The organism is Aeribacillus sp. FSL K6-2848 (genome assembly GCF_038004325.1).
GTDB classification, from domain to species: domain Bacteria; phylum Bacillota; class Bacilli; order Bacillales; family Aeribacillaceae; genus Aeribacillus; species Aeribacillus composti.
This window is the reverse complement of sequence record NZ_JBBOQQ010000001.1, coordinates 203,798-228,305: the sequence shown is the minus strand read 5'-3', so window position 1 is coordinate 228,305 and position 24,508 is coordinate 203,798. Positions and strand designations below refer to the sequence as shown.

The following is a 24,508-nucleotide window of genomic DNA, read 5'->3' as shown; positions in this document are numbered from 1 at the left end:
GAAGGAGGAATTATGTATCCTCCTTCAAAAAATAAGTTTATCAGCTAGATATTTTTCGCCATTTCTTCTTTAAATCCAAATATCCAGGTAAAAATAAATCCGAAGAAATAAGCAACGAGTAATCCTAACAGATAAAGAATAATTTGATCCGTGTGTACAAGGAAAGCTAACGGAATTCCCGAGACTCCAATTGCGATGGTGGCAATTTTAAAGAATGCCTGAAATGCCCCGCCGACGGCTGCCCCGAGACAAGCTGTTAAGAATGGGCGTCCGAGAGGCAGGGTTACACCGAAAATTAAAGGTTCGCCGATTCCAAGAATTCCAACTGGAAGACCCCCTTTAATTACTTTTTTCAAACGTTCATTTTTCGTTTTAAAGTAAATTGCAAATGCGGCACCAACTTGGCCGGCTCCGCCCATGGCAAGTATCGGGAGTAGAGGGTCATCTCCGATTGTATTGATCAATTCCATATGAACTGGAGTTAGACCCTGATGCAAACCTGTTACAACAAGAGGAAGGAATGTTCCGGCGAGAATAAGCCCTGCAATTATTCCTCCCATATCAATAAGCCCTAAAAGCCCTTTTGTAATCAAGTCAGATATAAAGCCGCCGATAGGCTGCAGGACGATCAGTGTTACGATACCGGTAATGAGTAAAGCTAGAGTCGGCGTGACAATGATATCTACCGCTGAAGGGACAAATTTGCGGATCCGCTTTTCGAGAAACGCGATAAATGCAGCTGCAAGCATGACTCCAATTAAACCGCCTCTTCCCGGCACCAGTTCTTCTCCGAATAATGTAATGTTGGCAAGTCCAGGGTTAATGATTAAAATACCTGCCGCACCGCCAAGAGCAGGAGATCCTCCAAATTCTTTTGCAGTATTAATTCCCACAAAGACACCGAGGTAATTAAATAATCCCCATCCGATAAAGTTTAGTATCTGAATAAGGATTGATTCAGGATCTGCACCTGAACGGACAATTACATTTGTTATTCCAGCAATAAGACCAGAAGCAACAATTGCAGGAATTAATGGAATAAAAATACTGGCAATTCTTCGTAAAAATAACTTGAAAGGAGTTGCGTTTTTCTCTTTCAATTCAGCTTTTGTTTTGGCTGCCAATCCTTCAAAGGGATTATTGTTTTCATCGTCAATGTTCCTTATATTTTGACCTGTTAAGTCTGAAACCTCATTCGCAACCTTAGTGACAATTCCGGGTCCAAGAATAATTTGTAATGTTTCTGCTTCAACTACGCCCATGACACCATCAACATTTTTTAACCCATTGAGGTTTACCTTTTCGTAATCAATAGGTTTAACTCGGAGACGAGTCATGCAGGAAGCAAGATCAGCAATATTTTCCGTTCCACCTAACTGTTCTATAATTTCTTTGGCCAAACGCTCTTCTTTATGCACAGCTTTTCCCCCTTATTGTAAGGATAATCATTTAAACAATATGAATCCGTTTACAATTTCATGTTATCAGCTATTAGTATAGTTGTCTAGACCATTCCAAAAATATTTATCTATCAAACTAGAGCAAAAAGCATTCTAACAATTGGATACTGTATATAACGCAATGAGCAGTAAAAACGAAAAGGCACTGTGTTTTGATGAAAATTTGGTTCAGAGTGAAAAATGCTAAAATAAAAAATGATATATTGGATTGCTGTGATAAAGGAGGTTAAAAGGTTGCCAAAGGTACGAACGAGAGACATAATTGAAAAGTTTCAATTAGAGCTCATCAGCGGAGAAGAGGTGATTAACCGCCCGATCACGACGAGTAATATTTCTCGCCCCGGAATTGAAATGGCCGGGTATTTTGATTATTATCCAGCAGAGAGAGTCGGTGCAGTTCGCAGCCATAAGCGAATTTCCCTTGTCAATTCCTCATGACTTTTTTTGAACATGAACAAAATATTGATTGGAGAAAGAAAGTTGTTTAATCACTTCAAATTCTGGAAATTCTAGTGATATAGAAAGCACTTACGAAACCTCCTTATGTTTGTGTGGTAGCTAACATTATTGCCAGGTTTTCGTAAGTGTTTTCTTCTTTTTTGCCAAAATCACAAAAAGTGGTGATGAATTATACTTATCTTCGGGATATATATTTTTAAAATTTACTAGATTGACAATTACTATGAAATAATATAAAGGAGTGGAATCAAAAAAATGATAATTAGTAGAGAACTAAAATCTAATTCACTTGAAATTTGGAAAATTGAAATACCCGACATAGAAAGTACAAATTTTTTGATTATTGAAGATAAAAAGAGGCCAAGTACATTGAAGGACTATTCTTGGCTTAGTGAAACAGATAAGCAATTTTTTGAGCCGAGAGAAAACTATATAAAGGTTCAATTTATTTCAAATAAAAATATAGAGGAATTAAACATAGAACATAGTGAAATAGCAGCGTTAACCGAAAATTTATTAGGTCATGTAGCACAAGCATATTGTAGTTGAAACTTAGATTTTTTATTTAACATGAATCCAGATGATTATATTCGAGAGGTATTAGAAACATATGGGATTGATAGAGCTGATATTTCAAAATGTAAATATCTTTCCCAGGACTAAAAACCAATTTTAATGGGTTATTTCAATGTTCTTTGGCTTCATCACTTCATTACCTTTGTAAATTGGAGAACCCGATACTTGGATATATTGGGGTTTATTGAAAAAAATAATGACGAAAATAAAATTACAGATGAACAATTACAGACTTTGATAAAAGCAGAAGAAATAAAGAGTCCTATCTTTTACGGAAACGAAGAGAATCAATAGACTTTATTGTATCGAAAAAGAAAATATGGTTAACGATCATGTCATGGAAAGATAAGGTTCTTGGGCTAATCGTTCAGCATTTTTGGGATCCGAAAAATACACCAACTTAAACTTTTTAAAAGGGCTTTCCATCATGTTTCAGTTGTGATTTCGGCTTTGGCTGTTCTATCTTCTTCAATTTATTATAACTCATCAGCAAAGATGATATGATTACTTACAATTACATTTTGTATGTGACTAACTATTTAAGTCAGAAGACATAAAAAGTTCCCTTCTAGCTAGATAAAATTTGGTTGGCGAGCCAAAATACTAGGAGGGGCTTTTTTATACCTCGCTTAAAGCTTTCCGAAAACCATACACCGCTGTGCGTATGGTTTTCATTTAATTAATGATCAAAACTGTTATTAAGAGCCGCATTATTAATATCCGCATACAGAATCGATTCGGATAGATGTACGTATGAAAAAAAGAGGATATATGCTCTTGAAATTCGAACATATATCCTCGGATTCATATACACTTACAACGCCTAAGCAAGTGCCAAAAGCCAGATGTTATTCTTTTAAATGGTACGGAAGCGTTGCAATGACGATGTCTTTTTTCAGGATCAAAAAGAATCTTAAAAAGATCGCTGTTTGGTTATGAAGTAAAGTATGCCACCATTTTTTCACAATAAATTGCGGCATTAAAATAGTTATGGTTGCTCCTTTTGTTTCTTTTTCTACTTTATTAATGTAATCCAATAATGGAGAAAGGATTGTCCGATAAGGTGAATAAATAATTTTCAGCTCGATATCTGGATACAACTTATACCATTTGTCGCGTATTTTCTGTTCTTCTTCTTCGGCAAAAACAATTGTAATGGCTGTAATATCGTCTGAAATACTTTTTGCATATTGTACAGATTGATCAACGACTTTACTAATGCCTGAAATCGGGATGATCACCTTCGGAGTCACAATTTCTTTTGTTTCAGTCCGATCACTTTTATCCAATTTTAATTGCTGAGCTAATGTTTCATAATGAGCATGAATTTTGTTAAACAAGACAACGATCAATGGAATGGCTACAATCACTAACCATGCACCGTGTGTAAATTTCGCTATAACGGTAATGATCGTTACTAATCCTGTAGCAATTGTTCCAGTGATAATGATCGACAATGTGGCCATATTGCTTTTCGATTTTTCTTTCCATATTTTTTTAATCATACCGTATTGACCGATCGTAAAGGAAAGAAATACTCCGACTGCATACAGCGGGATCAGAGAATGTGTTTTACCATGGAATATGATAATTAAAATGATCGCTAAAATACTCAAGAGAATAATTCCATTGGAAAACACCAAACGATCTCCGCGCGCTGCTAAACTTCTCGGCAAATAACGGTCAGTAGCTATAATCGAAACAAGCTGCGGAAATCCGGCAAAACTTGTATTCGCAGCTAATACTAAAATTAACATGGTGATCATCTGAAAAATATAAAATAATATGCTATTGCCAAAGACGTGACTTCCAATTTGAGAAATGACAGTCTTATGTTCGGCTGGGGTCACTCCGAAGCCGGCACTTAAAATTGTAATACCTAGAAACATGAAGCCTAACAGTAAAGACATCCATCCCATTGTAATTGCAGCATTTTTGGAACTGTTAGGTCTAAACGATGGCACACCGTTGCTAATGGCTTCCACTCCTGTCATTGCTGAACAACCGGATGAAAAAGCCCTTAATAAAATAAACACTCCGTATCCACTAGCGAAGAAATGTTCAGGTGTAGCGTGATTTGCATAATTAAAACCATGCCATCCTTCATTATATAATTTCCATCCTCCTGCAATAATGAGAACTAGTACTGAAATAATAAATAAATAGGTTGGATAGGCAAATACAGTGGCTGATTCGGTAATTCCCCGCAAATTTAAAATCATGAGCAATAATACAAGAGCGATGGCTATTTCCACCTTCCAAGTAAGCAAGGCTGGAAAAGCAGAAGTAAGAGCCGCAACGGCTGAGCTAATACTAACCGCAACCGTAAGAACATAATCAATCATTAATGCTGCGCCTGCTACTAGGCTTGTGGTGGTATTGATGTGGTCTCTTGCCACTACATAAGCTCCGCCTCCTGATGGGAAGGCATAAATGATTTGTCTATAGGATAAAGTCACAATGACTAAAAGCCCTACAATCGCCAAAGCTATGGGTAAGGAATAAAAAAACACGCTGGTTCCTAATATCATCAATACTAATAATATTTCTTCTGTTGCATACGCTACGGAAGACAATGCATCCGAAGAAAATACTGCCAATGCTTTCCATTTTGGTAATTTTTCATGTTTCAATCGTTTCGTTTCCATTGGCGAACCGATGAATAACCGTTTCAAATAAGCCATTTTCAAGAATCCTTCTTTCTTAAAAGTATTAGGCTTTTTCCTCTCTTATAGCTTGATGAACTGTATGGACTTTTATGTGCATCTTCATAAACATAAAAAACCACTGAGGATGTACTCAGTGGCCAAAAAGACATCATTCAACTTACATCCCTCCCAAAACGCTTACGAGGTTAGCTGTCGGATTAGGACTATGAGAGTAGCCCCTCCTTTTTCAAGGATTCACCCCAAGTAACAAAACGTTACAAAATGGTTCCCCCGCTCCTTAAAAGGATTCAGCGATTTAATCATATTCAATTTTACAGAAATTATCTTACTCAGTTTATGAAAAATTGTAAAGAGACAAATAATCGTTGCCATGTAAATGGGTAAGGCGTTAAAACTTTTATATCGCCCTGATTTTTAAACAATTATTATATATTTTTAAACAGTTTTATTATTCGTGTACAAAATTATCTAGTTTTGTAAAAAATTTCGATTAAATTTACTGAATAAAACATCAATGCTTCTTTCCAAGTTCCGTAGGTTATGAGTATAGGCTGTATCAATAGTGGTTTATTTGGCACTCACCCCTCTTATAAAATAAAAAATCGAGTAGGAGGGAGCGATTAACTCCCGTCCTCTCACACCACCGTACGTACGGTTCCGTATACGGCGGTTCAATTAAGATAATTGACGCAAGTCTTTATAACTTCCGTGAATAGCTGTTCTCTTTATGCCAGTGGTCACTCCACCCTCCAAGAGATCTCCCACGGGATTCACCGCTTCCTCCCTCAAGTGAGGTACTACGTTTTCTGTGTTCATCATGACTCACTGAATGCCAAGGGCTATTCTCTCTTAATTGTTCGGTCCTTCTTAGTTGTTCTAGACCAACTAATACTATGACCTCTGCTGACTTCTGACGGTTCAGCTATCTATCACTAGATAGGTTACCAAGGTTACTTGGCGTGCCAGCCAGACCTCCCCGGGTAAGAGTGTAATCTTTCCTTCCATCCATCTGCTTCATTTACTCTGTATCACCTTCGGCAGAAAGGGCTTTGTTTTGTCTTGCAAACTCACCCAGTGATACCTAGCCTCATATGAAGTTCGTGTTCCTCAGACCGGAAGTTTGCCGCTCGCTTCCTTCAGATTCCGCGTCACCACGGACACCCTTGCGTTAAGCTAACTGCTACTTCTGCCTTCGCAGCTCGGGACTTTCACCCTATAGATTACACCCATGCCGGGCGCACAAGAAACCTTGAAAGAGTGTCGCACACTCATTCAAGGTGTTTATAATTACTTATATTGTACGGTTCCTAAAAATCTAAACTGATTTTTTTCATTGACATTTCCATTATATTGAAAGTTATAAAGTAAAATAACTGAGTTCGCTTCTTGATTTAAACGCTCACCGCAAAGCTCTATAAATTTTGGAATTATCTCCTCATCATAAGAAAAACCTTCAAGTAGAACACGTAAATCATTCGATGGTTCATCATAGAATTCTACTTCTCTAAAATCTTCATTATAGTAATCAATGTTAAAGTCTTTTTCAAATTCGGAAGGTAGTAAATCTCCATCTTCTGTATAACTATTCAAAATATAGTTTTGAAGATCCTTATATGACTTAGAGTTGCCAATAAATAATGATACAAACCCTTCCTTTTCCATATATTTCATACTCCTCCTTAGCTTTTTTACGGTCTAAGACTTTCCGGTAAAGATTCCACTCCACCTTCTAGTCTATAATTAGCCCAATTTTGGAGTCGTCTCTTAAATGTTGCATAATCTGGTGAAGAATCAATAATCTCTAACAATTCATTATGAGCTTTCGTAGAACCCTTCCCGCCATGAACTCCTTTTGGATTAACAAACTTCACATCTTCTATAGCAGTTCTTAATTCCTTAATTTGTTCTGCTGTTATACCCCACCGTTTAAAAGTAGGAGCTCGAGATACTAAATGCCACTCATGAAATCCACCTGGATGTCTAAGTCTACTTTCAATGGCTTTTCTTAACCTAGGGTCAGACCATACTTTATCAAACTTATCAGGAGCTAGTGAATTAAACCATCTATTAAATTCACCATTCTTTACAGATGGAACTGAATTAAGATTAACAGTACCCTTAGGAAATTATAAAAATGTGGTGTTATGTCAAGAAAACGGACACGTTAAACAGAGAGAAATAGCTGAATTTAGGCAGCTACTTTTCTCTGGTTAGCGTAATATGCAGCTTCAAATTCACATGGCGATACATAGCCAAGGGCTGAATGACTTCTTTTGCGGTTGTAGAAGCATTCGATGTACTCAAAAACGGCTTGTTTCGCTTCTTTTCGCTTGCGGAATCGATTCAGATAAATACACTCTTTCTTGATGAGGCTATGAAACGACTCCATACAAGCATTGTCGTAACAGTTCCCACGTCTCGACATGCTCACTTGAAAATGATGTTCCTGTAAAAGTTGCTGATAGTCATTCGAAGCATATTGGCTCCCACGATCCGAATGATGAATTACTCGTCCCGTTGGTTTTTCGCTGTTTAGAGCCCGTTGTAACGCTTTGATGACTAACTCTTTCGTCATTCGTGTATCGATATACCATCCTACAATCTTACGAGTATATAAATCCATGATACTCGCTAAATACAACCATCCTTCATCAGTAGGAATGTACGTGATATCGGCCATCCATACTTCATTTGGAACCGTTGCTTGGAAGTTTTGTTTCAATAGATTAGAATATACGTTGTAAGGATGGTTACTGTTCGTGTGGCTTTGAATTTACGGACAGTAATGCATCTCAAGCCTTCTTCGCTCATGATGCGAGCGACCGTCTTTTGAGACACACGAATCCCTTGTTTGCGTAGTTCTTGCGTAATTTTTGGGCTTCCGTAAATCTTACGGGACTTTAGATACTCATTTCGAATTTGTGGAGTGAGTTGTTCTTTTCGTTCTTTCTGTTTACTTTTCGCACGCTTGAGCCAGTCGTAATACCCACTTCTTGAAACACCGAAAACTTGGCACATCTTCACAACAAGAAATTCATTTCGGTGTTGAAAAATGAAGGCGTAAATTACTTCTGGTTTCTGGTGAAGATGCCTAACGCTTTTTTTAGGATCGCTAATTCCTCCTCCAACTCTTGATTGCGGCGGCGTAATTCGATGATTTCTTGATTTTGTGGCTTGATATGGCCTGAACCCACAAAACTCTTTCCGTTGCTTTCTTTATATTCTTTGACCCAACGATGAAGAGTGTTGTAAGCCAAACCTAGTTCTTTTACCACTTGGGCGATGGACTTGTCCCCCTCCAAGCATAACTCAGCAGCTTGAATCTTGTATTCTTGATCAAATGTTCTCTTTTTCATGATTGGACACCTCGAACCTATTGTAATTAAGTTTATTATAATCTCCCTGTTCTCCGTGTCCAATTTTTAGACTAACATCAATACAATGGGACATTGAAGTGATGGTCGTGAACAGTGTTAACAGGAGAGAGAGTTTTACACATTTTAACATTAACATTTGATTAGATAAAAAAACCCCAGACGAGCCTTGAGTACTCGTTTTGGGGTAGTATTGTTAGTCTTCATCATCAAATAACAATTCATCCATTCTTTCTCTCTTCAGCAATTTGTCGTGACAACTCGAAACTATTCATAAAATGCTCAAGAGGTAACTCCTTCATTCATCGTCATTATGCTCATAGAGTTTAAAATTTACTTTATCTTTTAAAAACTCCAAAACTAATGCTCTCATTGTCTTCGTTGTTCAAATAATCTACAACCATTAAAGTCTCTTGCTTAATGCCAATCCAAGTATAATTTCTTTTTAATAACTATCTTCAAATAGGCAATGAAATACTGTTACCTTTTCCTCTCTAAGTTCTAACGAAATATTAGGTACTTCTATTTCTAATAAGCTTTTTTCAAGAACTTCTATCCCCTCATTCTCTAATAATTTCAAAATATCTTTGCCGATTTGTTCTGTTTCTTCATCGAATGGCTGGTATTGTTCTTGCATTTCAATCTCTCCATCAACATATTCATACCTAACATATTTTATTGCTGCAAATGGAGCAATTGCCGAAATATAAACCAATAATCCGTTTAAATAAGTGTGTTCTCTGATATATGCTCTAAATTCATCCGTACCAATTTTTATCTTAGGATGGATCGAAGGCATAATATATAATGTGAAACATTTTGAATAATTAAAATCTGTTAAATTCTCAACGTTTATTCCTTTTATTTCATGAGTGATTTTATTAGCCCAAACATTAGTATCGACATAATTCAATAAAACATATCCAAAATCACCATGGTGATATAATTGTTCAATTGTATTTAATACATTTTGTTTCATGATATACCTCCGTTATTTTACTGGGTAACCATGGATGTTTCTTTTTTTATCCATATGAACTTTTACTCTAGTTTCTCCATTCACCCCAATTGATTTGTGAAAGTCATAAATTTTAACACTACCATCTGGCTTAACTACAGTTCCCTTTACCCATGCTTCTTGAGTCAATTTAACTCCATCTTCTCCTTCTGGCCATTGAGTTTTCTTACCAGGCATACTATCAGGATGACCTAAAACATGCTTTCCTTGCTTACCAGCATCTACTTTTGGTGCTCCCGGAACGCCTGCGTCCACCGTCCCTTGGCTTGGTAGCTTAATAGTTTTACCCGTACCCTTAGGAAATTATAAAAATGTACTTTATAAACGGGTGGCAGTTTCACTAACCACCACCCATTATATCAACTGACTTTCCGTTCAGGGATGATATAAGCGGTCTTGTGTTTCATCATACCATAGATAATATTGACAAGTCCTCTCATAATGCAAATAAGCGCTTGTTGTTTGGTTTTACCTTCTGCTAGCTTTTTCTGATAATACTCGTAAAACACAGGATTTCGAGGAGTTTTACTGCCTTTACAAATATGTATTTTTTGAACAGCCAAGTTATAAAAGATAGTGTATAATTTCCTGTTTCCTTGCCGCCCGAACCCATTCTGACAGGGGCTATACCTGCGTATCTTGCGAGTTTGTCAGAATGAAAGAAACGATGAATATCCCCGATTTCTGCAATGAAAGCGGATGCGGTCACCGTATTAATGCCTGGCATCGTTTCAAGCTGCATCCCTAATGGCTTGATAAGTGCTTTTAACTCTTTATCCACTTTTTTGATTTCTTGCTTCTTAAAGCAAAATGATGTTATGACTAGAAATATACTTTTCTCTAAAGACAAGCATATTTACCTAATTTGTTTACTTATTCCTTCCCAAAGTGATTTGTCCATTTCCATGTATATTCCAGCTTCTTCGATTTTGCTAAAAATATCTTTATCAATAGTGATATCCTCTTGTTCAATTACACTGCATATTGTTTCTAGAGCTAATCCCCACTCTTCATGTTCTATAAACTCTAAAATGTCTTTTTCATCTTTCAATGGAAGATTAGTAATATATTTCTTACTATTTCTTTTAAAAGAATATTTAAATTCATAAAATCACCCTCCTAAAATTAGTTATTTAATAGGGAATGCAGTTATTATATCTTTTCCATCTGTAATTACCTTTATTTTAATTCCATCCCTAATTCCTATAACCTCATATCTTTGGACACTCTTAACAACTCTCCCCTCTTCCATTTTAGTGTAGGGTCGGTAGCTATATCTGATACATTGTGCATTACTCTTTCCGCACTCCAGTTTTTAGGGTTTCCAGTTCCAGGCATAAATGCCCACCACCTGTTTTATCTCCGTAAAGTATATGCTTTGTTCGTTTTTTACTAGCTATATTTACAAAATTAGCTTTTCCCTTACCCTTCCCAACCATCCCCAATTTTGCCAACCATGTTCATCGTAGTTTCTTTTACTTCTTCCTTAGCTTTGCTCATCCACATGCGGGGCGCCGGCCGACTCCTGCCAAGGCCGGCTGCCATTGGACAGACGGAACGCTGGCGAGAAGGTCTTCTCATTGCTTCTTGAACGAGTGTATCGTTTAGATAATCAGCCTTAAAATAAAAAAGGGCTTGTCTAAAAAGTCCATAAAAACAGAGCGAATGGAGAAAACAATGAGTTTTTCCATTCGCTCTGTTTCCTTATTTTTGAAATTGGTTTGGGAATTTGCGGCCCATTTCAGTATGTTGTGGGCCATTGCCACAATCCCGAATTCTGTTCGGACTTTATGAAGCCCCCGTAACAGAAATCGAGTGAAACGCAAATTGCCCTTGATGTTACCGAACACACTTTCGACATCCACTTTACGCTTCGCATAAAGAGCTGCCTTTTGTTCGTCACCAAGAGCTGCTTTGGCTTTCGCTTTCATTTCTTCATAAATCGTGTTCCAATATACTCGACGATTTCCTTTGGCTTTCGTACACCCATTCTTCAACGGGCAATCCGTACAATCTTCACACTCGTACACTTTCAAATCTTGTATGTATCCAGATGCATTTTTTCTTTTTTGATAATACTTGAATACGACTTTCCGATTGTTCGGACAGATAAAGCAATCGTCTTCTTCGATGTATTTCCAGTTTTGTACTTTTGATAAATCCTTTTTAAACTTTTTACTTTGTTCCTTCAAATAGGTTTGGTATGGGGCTAATAATTCAAAACGAGGTTCTTTTTCTTCGCCAATCGCATATAAATAGTTTTCTTCACTCGCATATCCTGCATCGGCAATGACATACTTGAGTTTCTTTTCCTTCGGCATCGATTCCAATAACTTTTCCATAAATGGTTGGAAACAGCGAGTATCTCCTGGATTTTGATAAATTTCAAATCCCACGATAAATTGATGTTGTGTGGCGAGTTGAACATTATAACCCGCCTTGAGTTGGCCGTTTTTCATATGGTCCTCTTTCATTCGCATAAAAGTGGCCTCATGGTCGGTTTTCGAGTAGCTATTTCGTTCACCTAGAATCTGTTTTTGTACTTTGTATTTTCGTAATCGTGGAAGATAATCCGTTTGAATCGTTTTCAGTTGTTTGGTGAGTTGGGATTTTTTAGAGCGAAGTTCTTTTTTTCTTTCTTTGTCTTCTTCCTGTTTATAATCTTTTTCCAAAGCTTCTATTCTCTCAGAAAGTTGTGCCGATGATTTTTCTAATTCTTCTTCTAATTGTTCTTCTTTTAATTCCTCCAAGGCGATTTGGTGCGCTTCTTGTAGAAACGATTGAATTTTGGCTCGTAGTTTCTGATCATATTTTTCTACGGATTTTCGCCATACAAACGTATATTTGTTGGCATTCGCTTCTATTTTCGTACCATCCACAAAAATATGGTCGAGGTCGATAAGTCCTTGTTCTACTAGTTGAAGGACAAATTGTTCAAATACAGAATCCATCATGTTTGACATACGAACACTACGAAAATCATTTATTGTGCGATGGTCAGGGGTTTGCAATCCCGCCAACCACATCATCGGAAGATTTTCTTTCACCATTTGCGCTATTTTCCGACTTGAATAAACATTTTGAGTGTACGCATATAAAATCACTTTCAATAACATTTTAGGGTGATAGGGTGCACGACCCCCACCAACATAATGAGTATACAACACTTCATCCGGAATCGATTCCACCATTTCATCCACTAAACGGGCGACATGATTTTCAGGAATATACATTTCGATATCTAAAATGCTCATGACTTGACGATTGCAATAAGGTTGGAAAACTAGTTTTTTGCGTTTCTTATTCTTTTGAACCTCTATTTTTTGAATACCCTCTAGAGTCATTTCTAATTGCGTGTTATAATTTTCTTGAATAGTCATTTGATTATTCATAAGAAATCGTCCTTTCTGTAGAATGTTTTTTGGTCAATTTCATTCTATAAAAAAGGACGATTTTTTTGTACCCTAAAAACAGAAAAAAGGGCTGAGCCCAAGGTCGATTCAATCGACTTTTCGGACAGCCCCTTCATATTAGTAGAATGCTCTACTTTAAATATTCAGCTTCCCATTTTTCTTGTTTTTCTACAGGAGAAAGGTGAGAAATATCCTCATATCCATAATTTATCTTCATTTTACCTGTGTTATCTAAAATGAAAGTTAGGTTTGTCCACGGTTCTTGGTCTTGTTCTATAAATTCTTCACGTAACTTAGAAAAACAGTTATACAAATCATTTTCTAACCCATCATACTCTTCTTCATTGACATAAAATAAATCATTTATGTCAAGACTATACACTGGTTTCACTCCATTTTCAGGATAATAGTAGAAAAAAACTTTTTTATAACCTTCTCTTAACTCAGCATACAAATAAATCTTACTCCAATCTTCTGGAATCATCTTAACTAATGTGTTCGCAATTTTTTGATATATTTGCTCCATTTTTTTAGTTTCCAACTTAATTACCTCCTGTATAATTTGTTAATCTATCTGAATATTTTTTTCCATCAATAGTGTAATTGATTTTAAATTCACTTGGTCTAACTGAATTTCCCTCATATATGGGTTTCACATTAATTATTACTTCTTTACCTTCTTGTAACGCCTTTTTCCATGCGTTTTCTAACGATTTATACTCACTCCTATTTAATTTAGCATTCATCGGTACTAGATTGTCAATTTCACCTGGACCTTTGAAAATACTAGCTATCAAATGTCCTCCATCATCATTTGATAATCTATCTTCCCTACCAACTGTCCTTTGTGCATACGGATTCCGGTCAGCTTTACCAAGTTGCAACTTAGCTTCTACACTTGATATTCTTCCATTACCATCAGTTTTATAATGGTAACCTTCTTTGGTTGTAAATTCAATATTAGGTTTCAATGCTTTCTTACCATCAACTTTTGTATAATGCTCTCCATAGCTTACCTTTTTAGAAGTATTACCCGTACCCTTAGTGCCAAGTTCAACGCCATCGTTGCCTGCTTTACCTTCGCCTAGATTTAACCCCGTCTTCTCACTCAGATAAGCTCGAACTTTATTCTCCAATCCTTTAGTGTTTTCGGGCGGAACTTTAACGTCCCCAATCCCTTCCATGGCCAATCCCATTTGCCGGTCAGGGATTGAATTTTTCAGATTGGTCAGGGCGCTGTCTACGAACCGGGCGGTTTTCAGTGCACTGTTTGCGCTTTTGTTTTTCAAATGGTGCGGGATTTCTTTTGCCCATGCTTTGGCACTTCTGATGCGGGGGAATATGTTTTTTTCTGCACGAACCACCATATCCCGGACAAATGATTTGGACTGCAAGCCCGTTTTCGTCGCTAATAATTTTAGATCACTGGCTTCTCTTAGATGGGAGAAACGGGCGGCGCTGCTGAATGTGGAAAGCCCCTTTACGCCAGGGACGATATCCAATGGAGAAAGGACACCACGAAATACTCGTTCGTCTGTTTTCAACTCTCTCCCTGAAATCCAGTCTTTTCCGGAAACGGCTGAACGTAATTCCAGTGTACCATAAGCTGCCCCCAATGCCATCCCTGCTGGCGGACAAATGAAAGAAGTGCCTACTATGACAGCCAGTGCGGTTATTTGTCCCCAAAATTCTTTGTTCATCTGCCCATCTTTGATCGATTCATACTGAAAAGCCCGGGAATTCAATGCTGTTTGTATATATTCTTGTTTCGAAAAATTTGCTTTAGGGTTCAGTTCTTTCCATGAAGCGTATTCCCGTTCTATCAACTTAGCATAGTAGTTGCTGCCAATGAACAGATCTTCTAGTCCAACTTCCGCTTTCGGCACGTCGATTGTTTGTTGCGTGCCGTATGCTCCGGGAGCGACGACCGTTTTTTTGGCGCCAATGTGATTTTTCGTTTTGATCTTTGATATGGATAAGTTGCGCATCGCTTCCACAAAAGCATCGATCTCTTGATAAAACGGATCATCGATGGTGCGGTCAACAATCTCTCCGACACGGCTGCTAAAGCGATGCAAGACGAGATAATCTTCATATAATTGTTGATATTGTTTTTTTCGGTCTGTGTGGGTGAAAGAGATGACACCGTCTGTGTCATATTTGGCGATGTCTGCTTGAACGTCTTCGAGAAGATCGTTCAGATCTTTTAATTTATCAATCATGCCTTTTCCCCATATACCGAGACCGACCAGATCGCCAATACCTTTCTTCGTCTTTTCCCATTCAGAAGGGATATACTTGATATCCACTGCCTTCATGCCTCCGATTGAAACGAAATGGATTCCAACATGTGGAACAGCTGTCTGTTTCATTATAAGAGAAAATATGTAACTTTTGGTAAACAGAAAGAAAAAAAGGGAATTTTAAGTAAAAACTACCAATCATTTTTCGGATCATGTTCTTATTTTAGATCGTAGGAACCGATCAAATAGACCTAAACCAATTTTTCCAAAATTGAATGAGAAGGGAATGAGCCGGATGTTTACTTTATTAAAACAGATGGGTCAGGTAAAATGGTTGATACAACATGGATTTCATTGTCGGCAGGCAAACTTTGAAATCTGTTTTAAACGGAAATAAAAAAGAGTCGTCGCCCCCCAATCGTGCAAAAATCCCCGGGGATCGACGACTCTTTCAAATCTTCATTGAGCCCAAGAAAATCAAAGATTTGATAAAAATTCCCCTTTTCGTTAAAATAAAAATAACCAGTCAAGCATTAAGAATGAAATGCTTATTTAACAACGTTTTTTGGGGTTTTTATCTTAACTATGAGGAATTGAAGCCTGTTCCGTTGCCAATTCGTGCCTCCCCGTATGTCGTTTTTATCTTAACTATGAGGAATTGAAGCACGAGCAGCTGAAATGGCAGGATCGCCGGAAAATCCGTTTTTATCTTAACTATGAGGAATTGAAGCACAAAGATTTGGGCGCAACGTTTTTCAAACTGTACGAGTTTTTATCTTAACTATGAGGAATTGAAGCCTGTTCCGTTGCCAATTCGTGCCTCCCCGTATGTCGTTTTTATCTTAACTATGAGGAATTGAAGCACGAGCAGCTGAAATGGCAGGATCGCCGGAAAATCCGTTTTTATCTTAACTATGAGGAATTGAAGCACAAAGATTTGGGCGCAACGTTTTTCAAACTGTACGAGTTTTTATCTTAACTATGAGGAATTGAAGCTATTACGGATTCTTTTGAACTCATCTTAAGTGGGATTGTTTTTATCTTAACTATGAGGAATTGAAGCACAGCGGTCACGACATTTATTCGCGAACAAATATCGTTTTTATCTTAACTATGAGGAATTGAAGCAAAGAAAACGCAATTACAAAATCCAACACAGCACCGTTTTTATCTTAACTATGAGGAATTGAAGCATAACCCCCATCGCTGACCAATACCCAAGTTTGGCCGTTTTTATCTTAACTATGAGGAATTGAAACCGAGCAACCTTGCGCGCTTGATCTCCGGTCAATTTAGTTTTTATCTTAACTATGAGGAATTGAAACAACAAATGCACTTTTGCACTTGTGGGAAAGGGAATGTTTTTATCTTAACTATGAGGAATTGAAACACCTTCGTCGCAATTTGGTCAGCTTGTATGGTTAGTGTTTTTATCTTAACTATGAGGAATTGAAACCTTACATGAATAATTAATAGAAGAAGTATTCGTTCCACTTTTGAAATGAGGGATTTAAACGTTAGTTACATTTAGATCCTTAAGTCTCAACATTCTTTTGCAATACTTATTTTCAAATGTCGATTCTATACCGTGAGAAACACCACAGGAAAAAGACCAACAAAGTCTGAGATCTCATCGATAAAGGGATTATAGAGATTTTAGGCAGAAGAAAAAGAAAGTCTGACGGAAAAGCCTCGGAAAAATCTTCGGATTGCTTACTTATATTCGATATTTGCATCTTTGATCAATCTTTTATATGTTCCACTATTCAAAATCCTTCTTTGAAGTTATCACCCTATAAATCAACATTTCACGTTGTTTCTCTGACATTTCATTTAAGCACGCTTCTCGTTAGAGAATCCATGTCAAGCCCTTGATGGATAGATCACATACGTATATGTATATTTATTCAAAATTTTGATAAAGATATACTGCAACACTCTGTATTTTTTTCTTGCAGAAAACAAACTAAACTTTTTGAGCTAGTAATAACTTTACAAAAATTTTATAAATCACCGTAAAAAAGATTTAATGAATTGTTTACTTTTTCCTGACTTTTTAAAGATTTTTACTATATTTTTCTCTTTTCTAAACAAAATAAGATTGAATTGTAAGTTAATAGAAAAGAAAGGAGAAAAGGAGAATGGATGAAAGAGTTTTAGAGGTTCAAAGATGACTGAATAAAACCTATGGCGGTAGAGCTGGTTTTAATGAAGTGACTGAAGACGGAATTACTGGATGGGAAACGGTTTATCGCTTAATCCGGGCACTACAATTGGAAATGACAATTGTTTCTTCCAACGGTAATAAAGGAAACTGTTCTCCAATATCAATGATGAAAATCAGAATATTCAGTTAAATAAAAGTGGTTTCGTTCTAAATCTGTGCTGTTATTCGTTTTAATTCCCTTTAAACGAGCAGAGCGATCTAGTAAAGGTCGTCTTGAATGTTTAACCAGTGCCAATATCAAAACCTATACCTGAGCCACGATCTACTTTAATCAGCTTTAGATGTTCTTCTTTTGGACATAAAAACACCCCTTTAGACAATCATAATCTAAAGGGGTAAAACTGTGCAATTTTTTATAAACGGTATGACTTTATTCAAAGCCACATATCCACTGCCCAATTGCTTTATTCGACTGTTACGCTTTTGGCTAGGTTGCGTGGTTTGTCGACGTCGCAGCCGCGGTGAAGGGCAGCGTAGTATGCAATGAGCTGCATTGGAATGACGGCAACAAGCGGAGTTAGATCTTCATGAACTTTTGGCAAGATGAAACGGTCATCATCTTCTTCAAGTCCTTTCATGGAAATAACGCATGGATATGCACCGCGGGCAACAACTTCTTTTACATTTCCGCGAATGCTTAAGTTTACATGCTCTTGGGTTGATAAAGCAATGACCGGTGTTCCGTTCTCAATTAACGCAATGGTTCCATGCTTTAACTCGCCGCCGGCAAATCCTTCCGCTTGAATGTAGGAAATTTCTTTTAATTTGAGCGCGCCTTCTAAGCAGACGTAATAGTCAACGGCACGGCCGATAAAGAAGCAGTTTCGAGCTGTCAAAAGATAGTCTCGGGCAATTTGTTCCATTTCATCCTTTTGGCCGCATAGTGTTTCCATTGCATTCGAAATAATGGCAAGTTCTTGCAATAGGTTAAAATCAAGCTTGATTCCTTTTGTTTCAGCTGCAACAGCTGCTAAAATGGCAAGAACCGCAATTTGTGCTGTATATGCTTTTGTAGACGCAACCGCAATTTCAGGTCCGGCATGAAGCAGCAGCGTATAGTCCGCCTCACGGGAAAGAGTTGAACCCGGAACATTCGTTATAGTTAATGCTTTATGTCCAAGCTCCTTCACTTGAACAAGCACCGCACGGCTGTCTGCCGTTTCTCCGCTTTGTGAAATGAAAATAAACAGCGGATTATTTGATAAAAGCGGCATATTGTATGAAAATTCACTGGCAACGTGCACTTCTGTCGGTACTTTTGCCCATTTTTCGATTAATTGCTTTCCTACAAGCCCTGCGTGATAGCTCGTTCCGCACGCTATAATATAAATGCGGTCCGCTTCATGAACAGCTTGAACAATTTCTTGATCAATTTTTAATTGATCGTGTTCGTCTTGATATTTTTGAATAATTTTACGTATAACAAGCGGTTGTTCATCAATTTCTTTCAACATGTAGTGAGGGTATGTTCCTTTTTCAATGTCGCTTGCATCAAGTTCAGCAGTATATGGAGCGCGTTCTATTACGTCCCCGTTTAAATTTTTGATTGTCACTTGATCACGAGTGACAATAACGATTTCTTTATCCATTAATTCGACAAATTGATTTGTTACTTGCAGCATTGCCATGGCGTCTGAAGCAACAACATTAAAGTCTCCGCCAAGTCCCACAAGAAGAGGGCTTTTGTTTTTCGCAACATAGATCACGTCTCGGTTATTTTCATCTAATAGAGCGATCGCATAAGATCCCTTCAACAAGGATAATGTTTGGCGAAATGCTTCTTCGACACTTAAACCTTTGTTGACAAATTGTTCAATTGTTTGAACAATAACTTCCGTATCCGTTTCACTTTTTAATTCAACATTTTGTAAATACTCACGCTTTACTTGCAAATAGTTTTCAATGACACCGTTATGCACAAGTGTAAAGCGTTTGGATGCACTTTGGTGAGGATGCGCATTTTCTTTGCTAGGCGCTCCATGAGTAGCCCACCGTGTGTGGCCAATTCCGATGGAAGCTGAAACACTTCTGTCCACACCTTCACGAAGCTCCGCAATGCGTCCTTTTTCTTTAAATACATATGTTCCTTCTCCGTTTAATACTGCAATACCTGCAGAGTCGTAGCCTCTGTATTCTAATTTTTCCAAACCGCGCAATAAAATTTCCTTGCAGTCTTGTTGTCCGATATATCCTACAATTCCGCACATAGTCTTAGTTTCCTCCCCATTTAAAGGGGACAAAAGAAGCCTGAACAACTGGGGACAGATCTCTTTCCAGCCATCAAAGCTTCTCTGTCCCCTCACACATGTTTTGTAAAATGTATCCCGTTATGTCACAGTCTTTTTGTGCAAAGAGTCGCCTCTTTGTTTTAAGACGTGACTTTACGGCTGTACGGGAAGGCAACCGGGAGGCATCCGCCGAAACTTCGATAAACCTCCTCCTCGTCAACTAAGCAGATGTCCGCTCCTGCTTAGTCCAGGCGCTTTACAATAAAAAATTTTCTAACTGCCCACCTTTCTATTCTAGAATGTGCTAAAACAATTTATATATTACAATATGGAAAAGCAGTTCGTCAATTCATTTCTGTCTTTCCATATTGTATTATATGATTTCAAGCGTTTTCTCGATACAATGAATATTCAATAAAGAAAGGGAGCTTGCCTCCCCACAACCTCCTGAAAGTAGCCGGCATCCGCCAGCTACTTTCAGATAAAAATCGAAAAATAAATCGAGTAGGAGGGAGCGATTAACTCCCGTCCTCTCACACCACCGTACGTACGGTTCCGTATACGGCGGTTCAATTAAGATAATTGACGCAAGTCTTTATAACTTCCGTGAATAGCTGTTCTCTTTATGCCAGTGGTCACTCCACCCTCCAAGAGATCTCCCACGGGATTCACCGCTTCCTCCCTCAAGTGAGGTACTACGTTTTCTGTGTTCATCATGACTCACTGAATGCCAAGGGCTATTCTCTCTTAATTGTTCGGTCCTTCTTAGTTGTTCTAGACCAACTAATACTATGACCTCTGCTGACTTCTGACGGTTCAGCTATCTATCACTAGATAGGTTACCAAGGTTACTTGGCGTGCCAGCCAGACCTCCCCGGGTAAGAGTGTAATCTTTCCTTCCATCCATCTGCTTCATTTACTCTGTATCACCTTCGGCAGAAAGGGCTTTGTTTTGTCTTGCAAACTCACCCAGTGATACCTAGCCTCATATGAAGTTCGTGTTCCTCAGACCGGAAGTTTGCCGCTCGCTTCCTTCAGATTCCGCGTCACCACGGACACCCTTGCGTTAAGCTAACTGCTACTTCTGCCTTCGCAGCTCGGGACTTTCACCCTATAGATTACACCCATGCCGGGCGCACAAGCAAGTGGAGAAAAACGCATTGTTTTTCTCCACTTATTTATTTTAGAGACTTACCGGACAGCCCCGTCTCTTCATCATTCAACGCCCATTTCCGCTTTGATAACTTCCACAATTTTTTTCACGTACCTCTGGCATTCATCTTCCGTCGGCGCTTCGGCCATTACACGAACGAGCGGTTCTGTTCCGGAAGGACGTACGAGAATTCTTCCATTTCCGTTCATTTCTTTTTCTACTTCTTCTATAACAGCTTTTACTTTTTCATTTTCCATGACAGCCTGCTTGTCCTGCACCTTTACATTGATCAAAAGCTGCGGGAATTTTTTCATTTCACTCGCAAGTTCAGAGAGCTTTTTGCCTTTTGTCTTCATTATGTTGACAAGCTGAATCGCTGTTAAAAGACCGTCACCCGTCGTATTGTAGTCAAGAAAAATAATATGTCCGGATTGCTCTCCACCTAAATTGTAGTTGTTCTTCTTCATCGCTTCGACAACATAGCGATCGCCGACAGCGGTTTGAACGCTTTTTAGTCCATTTGCCTCCAAAGCTTTATAAAAGCCTAGGTTGCTCATAACTGTCGATACAACAGTGTCCCCGTTCAGCATTCCCTGCTCTTTTAAATATTTGGCGCAAATAAACATAATTTGATCCCCATCAACAATTTTTCCGTTCTCATCAATGGCAATCAAACGGTCCCCATCACCGTCAAACGCTAAACCTATATCTGCTTCTTTTTCTTTCACAAATTCCGCTAACGTTTCTGGATGAGTAGACCCAACCCCATCGTTAATATTCAGACCATTTGGAGATGCACCGATTGTCGAAACATCTGCATCCAAGTCGGCAAAAAGATGTGTAGCTAGTGATGATGTGGCTCCGTGCGCACAGTCCAAAGCGATATGTAAACCAGTGAACTCTTCGTCAACCGTCTGTTTTAAATATTGCAAGTATTTTTGTACGCCTTCAAAATAATCGCTCACTTGCCCCAGATCAGAGCCGGTCGGTCTAGGAAGGTTATCTTCTTCTTGATCGAGCAGCGCTTCAATTTCTTCTTCTTGTTCATCGGAAAGCTTAAAACCATCAGGGCCAAAAAATTTTATTCCGTTATCTTGAACAGGATTATGCGAAGCGGAGATCATGATGCCTGCTTCGGCTCCTAATGCCTTTGTCAAATAAGCAACACCTGGTGTGCTAATGACTCCAAGCCTCATTACCTCGGCGCCAATGGAAAGAAGCCCGGCAACTAAAGCACCCTCAAGCATATGACCTGAAATGCGGGTATCCCGGCCAATCAACACTTTTGGTCTATTTTTATCTTTTGTTAACACGTACCCGCCAAAGCGTCCTATTTTAAACGCTAATTCAGGAGTGAGTTCACTGTTGGCAACTCCTCTTACTCCGTCTGTACCGAAATATTTTTCCATGAATCATCGCTCCTTTTAAAAAATATCACTTAATTTGAAGCTTCTTCAGCAGACTTTTTTTGTTCAGATGGTTCAACTGAATCGTTATTTTCTTCTATTTGATTTCTTCTTTCATTATCTGCTTCTTCCAACGAGTTTTCTTTATTGGATAAGCGAATCTTCACTTTTTCACTCGATAAAACTGTCGAGAGGTTGTAACGGTTTTTGGCCTCCACATTTACTTCATGTTCTCCTTCATCTAACCCTGCAACATTCACATACAATTCGATATCAGATTCTTTTACGTTTTTCAAAACACTGTCTTTTCCTCGCAAAACAACATCCAGCTTTCCTGTATCCGGATCAATAAATTCAATTTCCTGATCGTTTCCTAAACCGATGACTTTGATCGGCACCTGTTTAAACGTCTTTTCTTCTCGTTTTTCAATATCTATTTTAATTTGAACTTTATTCGGGACAACGTTTGTCACTCCATCCGGAGCCGGAACATCAGCTTCAACTGTCGCATTTTCTTTGATTTTGCTTAAGTCGACAGATACATCATCAATTGACTCTATTTGCTCTAGCACATCCTTTGGACCATAAATTGTCACTTGGCTAGGGATCGATTGAATCGATGATATGCTCAGTCCATCAGAAAGCTTTCCTGTTGTTTTGATTTTTAAGGGTACAGATTTCGATTTCGTTGGGCTTTCTACCGGCACTGTTACGGTAACCGCTGACGGTTCGATTGTAACAGGCAGGATGTTCCCATTTGCATCGTATACTGTCACTTTTGACTTCTGTACAACTGTTCCATCAGCACCTTCCAAACTTACTGTTGCTTTCACAACAGCTACAGCATCAATATGCTCTTTTGCGCCTGTAATTTTTACACTGTCCGGTTTAACAATCGGACGCTCCGCAATGTAGCCTTCCTTCATTTTGTTTTTATTAATAACTTCCACTTCAACCGGAAAATTTTCAGATACCTTTTCATGAATACCTACTGTAATGACAGCCGGATCAATGTCAACCTCCAATTGGTCAGACAAGTTTTTATGTTTCAAACGGACACTGTGCGTGCCAACGGATAAATCCGTTAAATCTGCAAAAATTTCAAAGTCCTTGACTTGTTTTGTCGTAGTGACAATACTTTTGGGCCCTTCAATCGTAACGGTGACGGTTTGGGGAATACCGGTGACAACAAATGCACGGTCGTCATAGTATACGTTTACGGGCACATCTGTAATTGTAGCTGTTTCGGTTGTGGATGGCGACCGAAATATATTGTATTTTTCTTCATTATTCGAAGCAGGCGATTCTATATTCACTGAAGCATATAGCATGAGCGCTAGCAACAATGCAATGATGCGCATAAACCAGTTGCTATTCATTAATTTATCCATTCTTTTTCACCCTCCATTGCCAGCGGCTAGAGGAAGCAGCTTTCGTACGGTTAAACTCAGCCAAGAGCATCTCCTTTAACGTTTCTGGAGTTAAATGTCTATGCAGCTCACCATCCTTGGCAATCGATATACCGCCTGTTTCTTCAGAAACAATGATAGTTATACTATCGGTTACTTCACTAATTCCCACTGCAGCGCGATGGCGTGTGCCCAGCTCCTTCGATATAAACGGGCTTTCGGAAAGCGGCAAATAACAGGCAGCAGCGGACACTTGATCTTTTTGTATAATAACTGCACCATCATGTAAAGGGGTATTGGGGATAAAAATATTAATTAATAGTTCAGCAGAAATATGGGCATTTAGCGGTATACCGGTCTCAACATAATCCTCCATTCCTATTTTTCGTTCAATCGAAATGAGAGCACCGATTCTCCTTTTCGCCATATACTCAACAGCTTTTGCTATTGCTTCGGTCATGTTTGTTTGCCCATCATCTTCCTGGCTAGCTGCCCTTGCAAATAGACGCCCCCTTCCTAATTGCTCAAGGGCTCTGCGAAACTCCGGCTGGAAAATAATGATGATAGCCAAAAAACCCCAAATCAACACTTGGTCCATTAACCATTGCAAAGTATTCAAGCCTAAATATTGGCTTAACACTCTAACGATAATGATTACGATAATTCCTTTTAAAAGCTGAACAGCTTTCGTTCCACGAATCACCATAATCAATTTATAGATAACGAACCAAACGAGGAGAATATCAATGACATCTATGAGGTAATGCAAAAGAGAAAAATCCCCTAAGGTCATATTGTTTTCCTCCAATAGTTCATCAAATCGCGATTGATCTATTCTAATCAAACTTCTAGGTTTGAAAATCTCTCTAATCA

The 24,508-nt window shown here is 38.3% G+C and carries 16 protein-coding genes, 4 pseudogenes, 1 CRISPR repeat array and 1 riboswitch; of the genes and pseudogenes, 3 read left to right on the top strand and 17 right to left on the bottom strand.

The window, feature by feature from the left end:
- Positions 1-44: 44 nt before the first annotated feature.
- Positions 45-1,418 carry a PTS transporter subunit EIIC gene (locus tag NSS70_RS01250; RefSeq protein WP_327847850.1) on the bottom strand — a complete coding sequence of 458 codons (1,374 nt, stop codon included), beginning with the start codon at positions 1,416-1,418 and terminating at the stop codon, positions 45-47.
- Positions 1,419-1,694: 276 nt separating this feature from the next.
- Between NSS70_RS01250 and NSS70_RS01245 the strand changes: the two are divergent.
- The 3 genes and pseudogenes from NSS70_RS01245 to NSS70_RS01235 all read left to right on the top strand — a co-directional run.
- A pseudogene (locus NSS70_RS01245) lies at positions 1,695-1,850 on the top strand (HPr(Ser) kinase/phosphatase); the annotation flags it as partial.
- A gap of 324 nt (positions 1,851-2,174) precedes the next feature.
- Positions 2,175-2,468, top strand: a complete 294-nt coding sequence (locus tag NSS70_RS01240; protein WP_339198343.1) for a hypothetical protein — start codon at positions 2,175-2,177, stop codon at positions 2,466-2,468.
- A gap of 192 nt (positions 2,469-2,660) precedes the next feature.
- The gene (locus NSS70_RS01235; RefSeq protein WP_268753447.1) at positions 2,661-2,789 is read left to right on the top strand and encodes a hypothetical protein; all 129 of its coding nucleotides are present in this window, start codon (positions 2,661-2,663) and stop codon (positions 2,787-2,789) included.
- A 554-nt stretch (positions 2,790-3,343) separates the two neighbouring features.
- Here NSS70_RS01235 and NSS70_RS01230 read toward each other — a convergent pair.
- The 16 genes and pseudogenes from NSS70_RS01230 to cdaA form a co-directional block, all read right to left on the bottom strand.
- On the bottom strand, positions 3,344-5,179 hold the full coding sequence (locus NSS70_RS01230; RefSeq protein WP_340880803.1) for an APC family permease: 1,836 nt from the start codon (positions 5,177-5,179) through the stop codon (positions 3,344-3,346).
- Between the two features lie 144 nt (positions 5,180-5,323).
- A riboswitch (cyclic di-AMP (ydaO/yuaA leader) is annotated at positions 5,324-5,467 on the bottom strand.
- 984 nt (positions 5,468-6,451) lie between these two features.
- Positions 6,452-6,826: an immunity 22 family protein gene (locus tag NSS70_RS01225; RefSeq protein WP_063386469.1), complete on the bottom strand. Its 375-nt coding sequence runs from the start codon at positions 6,824-6,826 to the stop codon at positions 6,452-6,454.
- Between the two features lie 526 nt (positions 6,827-7,352).
- A pseudogene (locus tag NSS70_RS01220) lies at positions 7,353-8,520 on the bottom strand (IS3 family transposase).
- 463 nt (positions 8,521-8,983) lie between these two features.
- Positions 8,984-9,517: a hypothetical protein gene (locus NSS70_RS01215; protein WP_063389311.1), complete on the bottom strand. Its 534-nt coding sequence runs from the start codon at positions 9,515-9,517 to the stop codon at positions 8,984-8,986.
- Between the two features lie 12 nt (positions 9,518-9,529).
- A complete protein-coding gene (locus tag NSS70_RS01210) occupies positions 9,530-9,811 on the bottom strand; it encodes a hypothetical protein (protein WP_340880801.1) in 282 nt (93 codons plus the stop codon).
- A 104-nt stretch (positions 9,812-9,915) separates the two neighbouring features.
- A pseudogene (locus NSS70_RS01205) lies at positions 9,916-10,379 on the bottom strand (transposase); the annotation flags it as partial.
- 33 nt (positions 10,380-10,412) lie between these two features.
- Positions 10,413-10,607: a MafI family immunity protein gene (locus NSS70_RS01200; protein ID WP_237565009.1), complete on the bottom strand. Its 195-nt coding sequence runs from the start codon at positions 10,605-10,607 to the stop codon at positions 10,413-10,415.
- Positions 10,608-10,978: 371 nt separating this feature from the next.
- The gene (locus tag NSS70_RS01195; RefSeq protein ID WP_235600496.1) at positions 10,979-11,137 is read right to left on the bottom strand and encodes a hypothetical protein; all 159 of its coding nucleotides are present in this window, start codon (positions 11,135-11,137) and stop codon (positions 10,979-10,981) included.
- 23 nt (positions 11,138-11,160) lie between these two features.
- The gene (locus NSS70_RS01190; RefSeq protein ID WP_340880798.1) at positions 11,161-12,948 is read right to left on the bottom strand and encodes an IS1182 family transposase; all 1,788 of its coding nucleotides are present in this window, start codon (positions 12,946-12,948) and stop codon (positions 11,161-11,163) included.
- Between the two features lie 151 nt (positions 12,949-13,099).
- Positions 13,100-13,510 (bottom strand): immunity protein YezG family protein, encoded by a 411-nt coding sequence (locus tag NSS70_RS01185; protein ID WP_144598442.1) that lies wholly within the window; start codon positions 13,508-13,510, stop codon positions 13,100-13,102.
- 1 nt (position 13,511) lies between these two features.
- Complete coding sequence (locus tag NSS70_RS01180; protein WP_340880796.1) at positions 13,512-15,191, bottom strand: DNA/RNA non-specific endonuclease; 1,680 nt, start codon at positions 15,189-15,191, stop codon at positions 13,512-13,514.
- 591 nt (positions 15,192-15,782) lie between these two features.
- Positions 15,783-16,668: direct repeats of the CRISPR family, unit length 30 nt; unit sequence GTTTTTATCTTAACTATGAGGAATTGAAAC.
- An 816-nt stretch (positions 16,669-17,484) separates the two neighbouring features.
- Positions 17,485-17,747 (bottom strand): annotated as a pseudogene (locus tag NSS70_RS20705) (hypothetical protein); the annotation flags it as partial.
- Positions 17,748-17,843: 96 nt separating this feature from the next.
- Positions 17,844-19,646, bottom strand: a complete 1,803-nt coding sequence (gene glmS / locus NSS70_RS01175; RefSeq protein WP_066251722.1) for a glutamine--fructose-6-phosphate transaminase (isomerizing) — start codon at positions 19,644-19,646, stop codon at positions 17,844-17,846.
- Between the two features lie 1,236 nt (positions 19,647-20,882).
- Positions 20,883-22,229, bottom strand: coding sequence for a phosphoglucosamine mutase (glmM, locus tag NSS70_RS01170; RefSeq protein ID WP_117016992.1), 1,347 nt, complete (start codon positions 22,227-22,229; stop codon positions 20,883-20,885).
- A 29-nt stretch (positions 22,230-22,258) separates the two neighbouring features.
- Positions 22,259-23,617 (bottom strand): CdaR family protein, encoded by a 1,359-nt coding sequence (locus NSS70_RS01165; protein WP_340880794.1) that lies wholly within the window; start codon positions 23,615-23,617, stop codon positions 22,259-22,261.
- On the bottom strand, positions 23,610-24,428 hold the full coding sequence (gene cdaA / locus NSS70_RS01160) for a diadenylate cyclase CdaA (protein ID WP_063388714.1): 819 nt from the start codon (positions 24,426-24,428) through the stop codon (positions 23,610-23,612). The genes NSS70_RS01165 and cdaA overlap by 8 nt, the downstream gene beginning before the upstream one ends.
- Positions 24,429-24,508: the final 80 nt, after the last annotated feature.

Excerpts from the sequence above, each read along its gene's own strand:
- NSS70_RS01180 (WP_340880796.1), bottom strand. The coding sequence starts at position 15,191 with ATGATTGATAAATTAAAAGATCTGAACGATCTTCTCGAAGACGTTCAA.
- NSS70_RS01165 (WP_340880794.1), bottom strand. The coding sequence starts at position 23,617 with ATGGATAAATTAATGAATAGCAACTGGTTTATGCGCATCATTGCATTG.
- glmM (WP_117016992.1), bottom strand. The coding sequence starts at position 22,229 with ATGGAAAAATATTTCGGTACAGACGGAGTAAGAGGAGTTGCCAACAGT.
- NSS70_RS01190 (WP_340880798.1), bottom strand. The coding sequence starts at position 12,948 with ATGAATAATCAAATGACTATTCAAGAAAATTATAACACGCAATTAGAA.
- NSS70_RS01195 (WP_235600496.1), bottom strand. The coding sequence starts at position 11,137 with ATGAGAAGACCTTCTCGCCAGCGTTCCGTCTGTCCAATGGCAGCCGGC.
- NSS70_RS01225 (WP_063386469.1), bottom strand. The coding sequence starts at position 6,826 with ATGGAAAAGGAAGGGTTTGTATCATTATTTATTGGCAACTCTAAGTCA.
- NSS70_RS01230 (WP_340880803.1), bottom strand. The coding sequence starts at position 5,179 with ATGGCTTATTTGAAACGGTTATTCATCGGTTCGCCAATGGAAACGAAA.
- cdaA (WP_063388714.1), bottom strand. The coding sequence starts at position 24,428 with ATGACCTTAGGGGATTTTTCTCTTTTGCATTACCTCATAGATGTCATT.
- NSS70_RS01215 (WP_063389311.1), bottom strand. The coding sequence starts at position 9,517 with ATGAAACAAAATGTATTAAATACAATTGAACAATTATATCACCATGGT.
- NSS70_RS01240 (WP_339198343.1), top strand. The coding sequence starts at position 2,175 with ATGATAATTAGTAGAGAACTAAAATCTAATTCACTTGAAATTTGGAAA.
- glmS (WP_066251722.1), bottom strand. The coding sequence starts at position 19,646 with ATGTGCGGAATTGTAGGATATATCGGACAACAAGACTGCAAGGAAATT.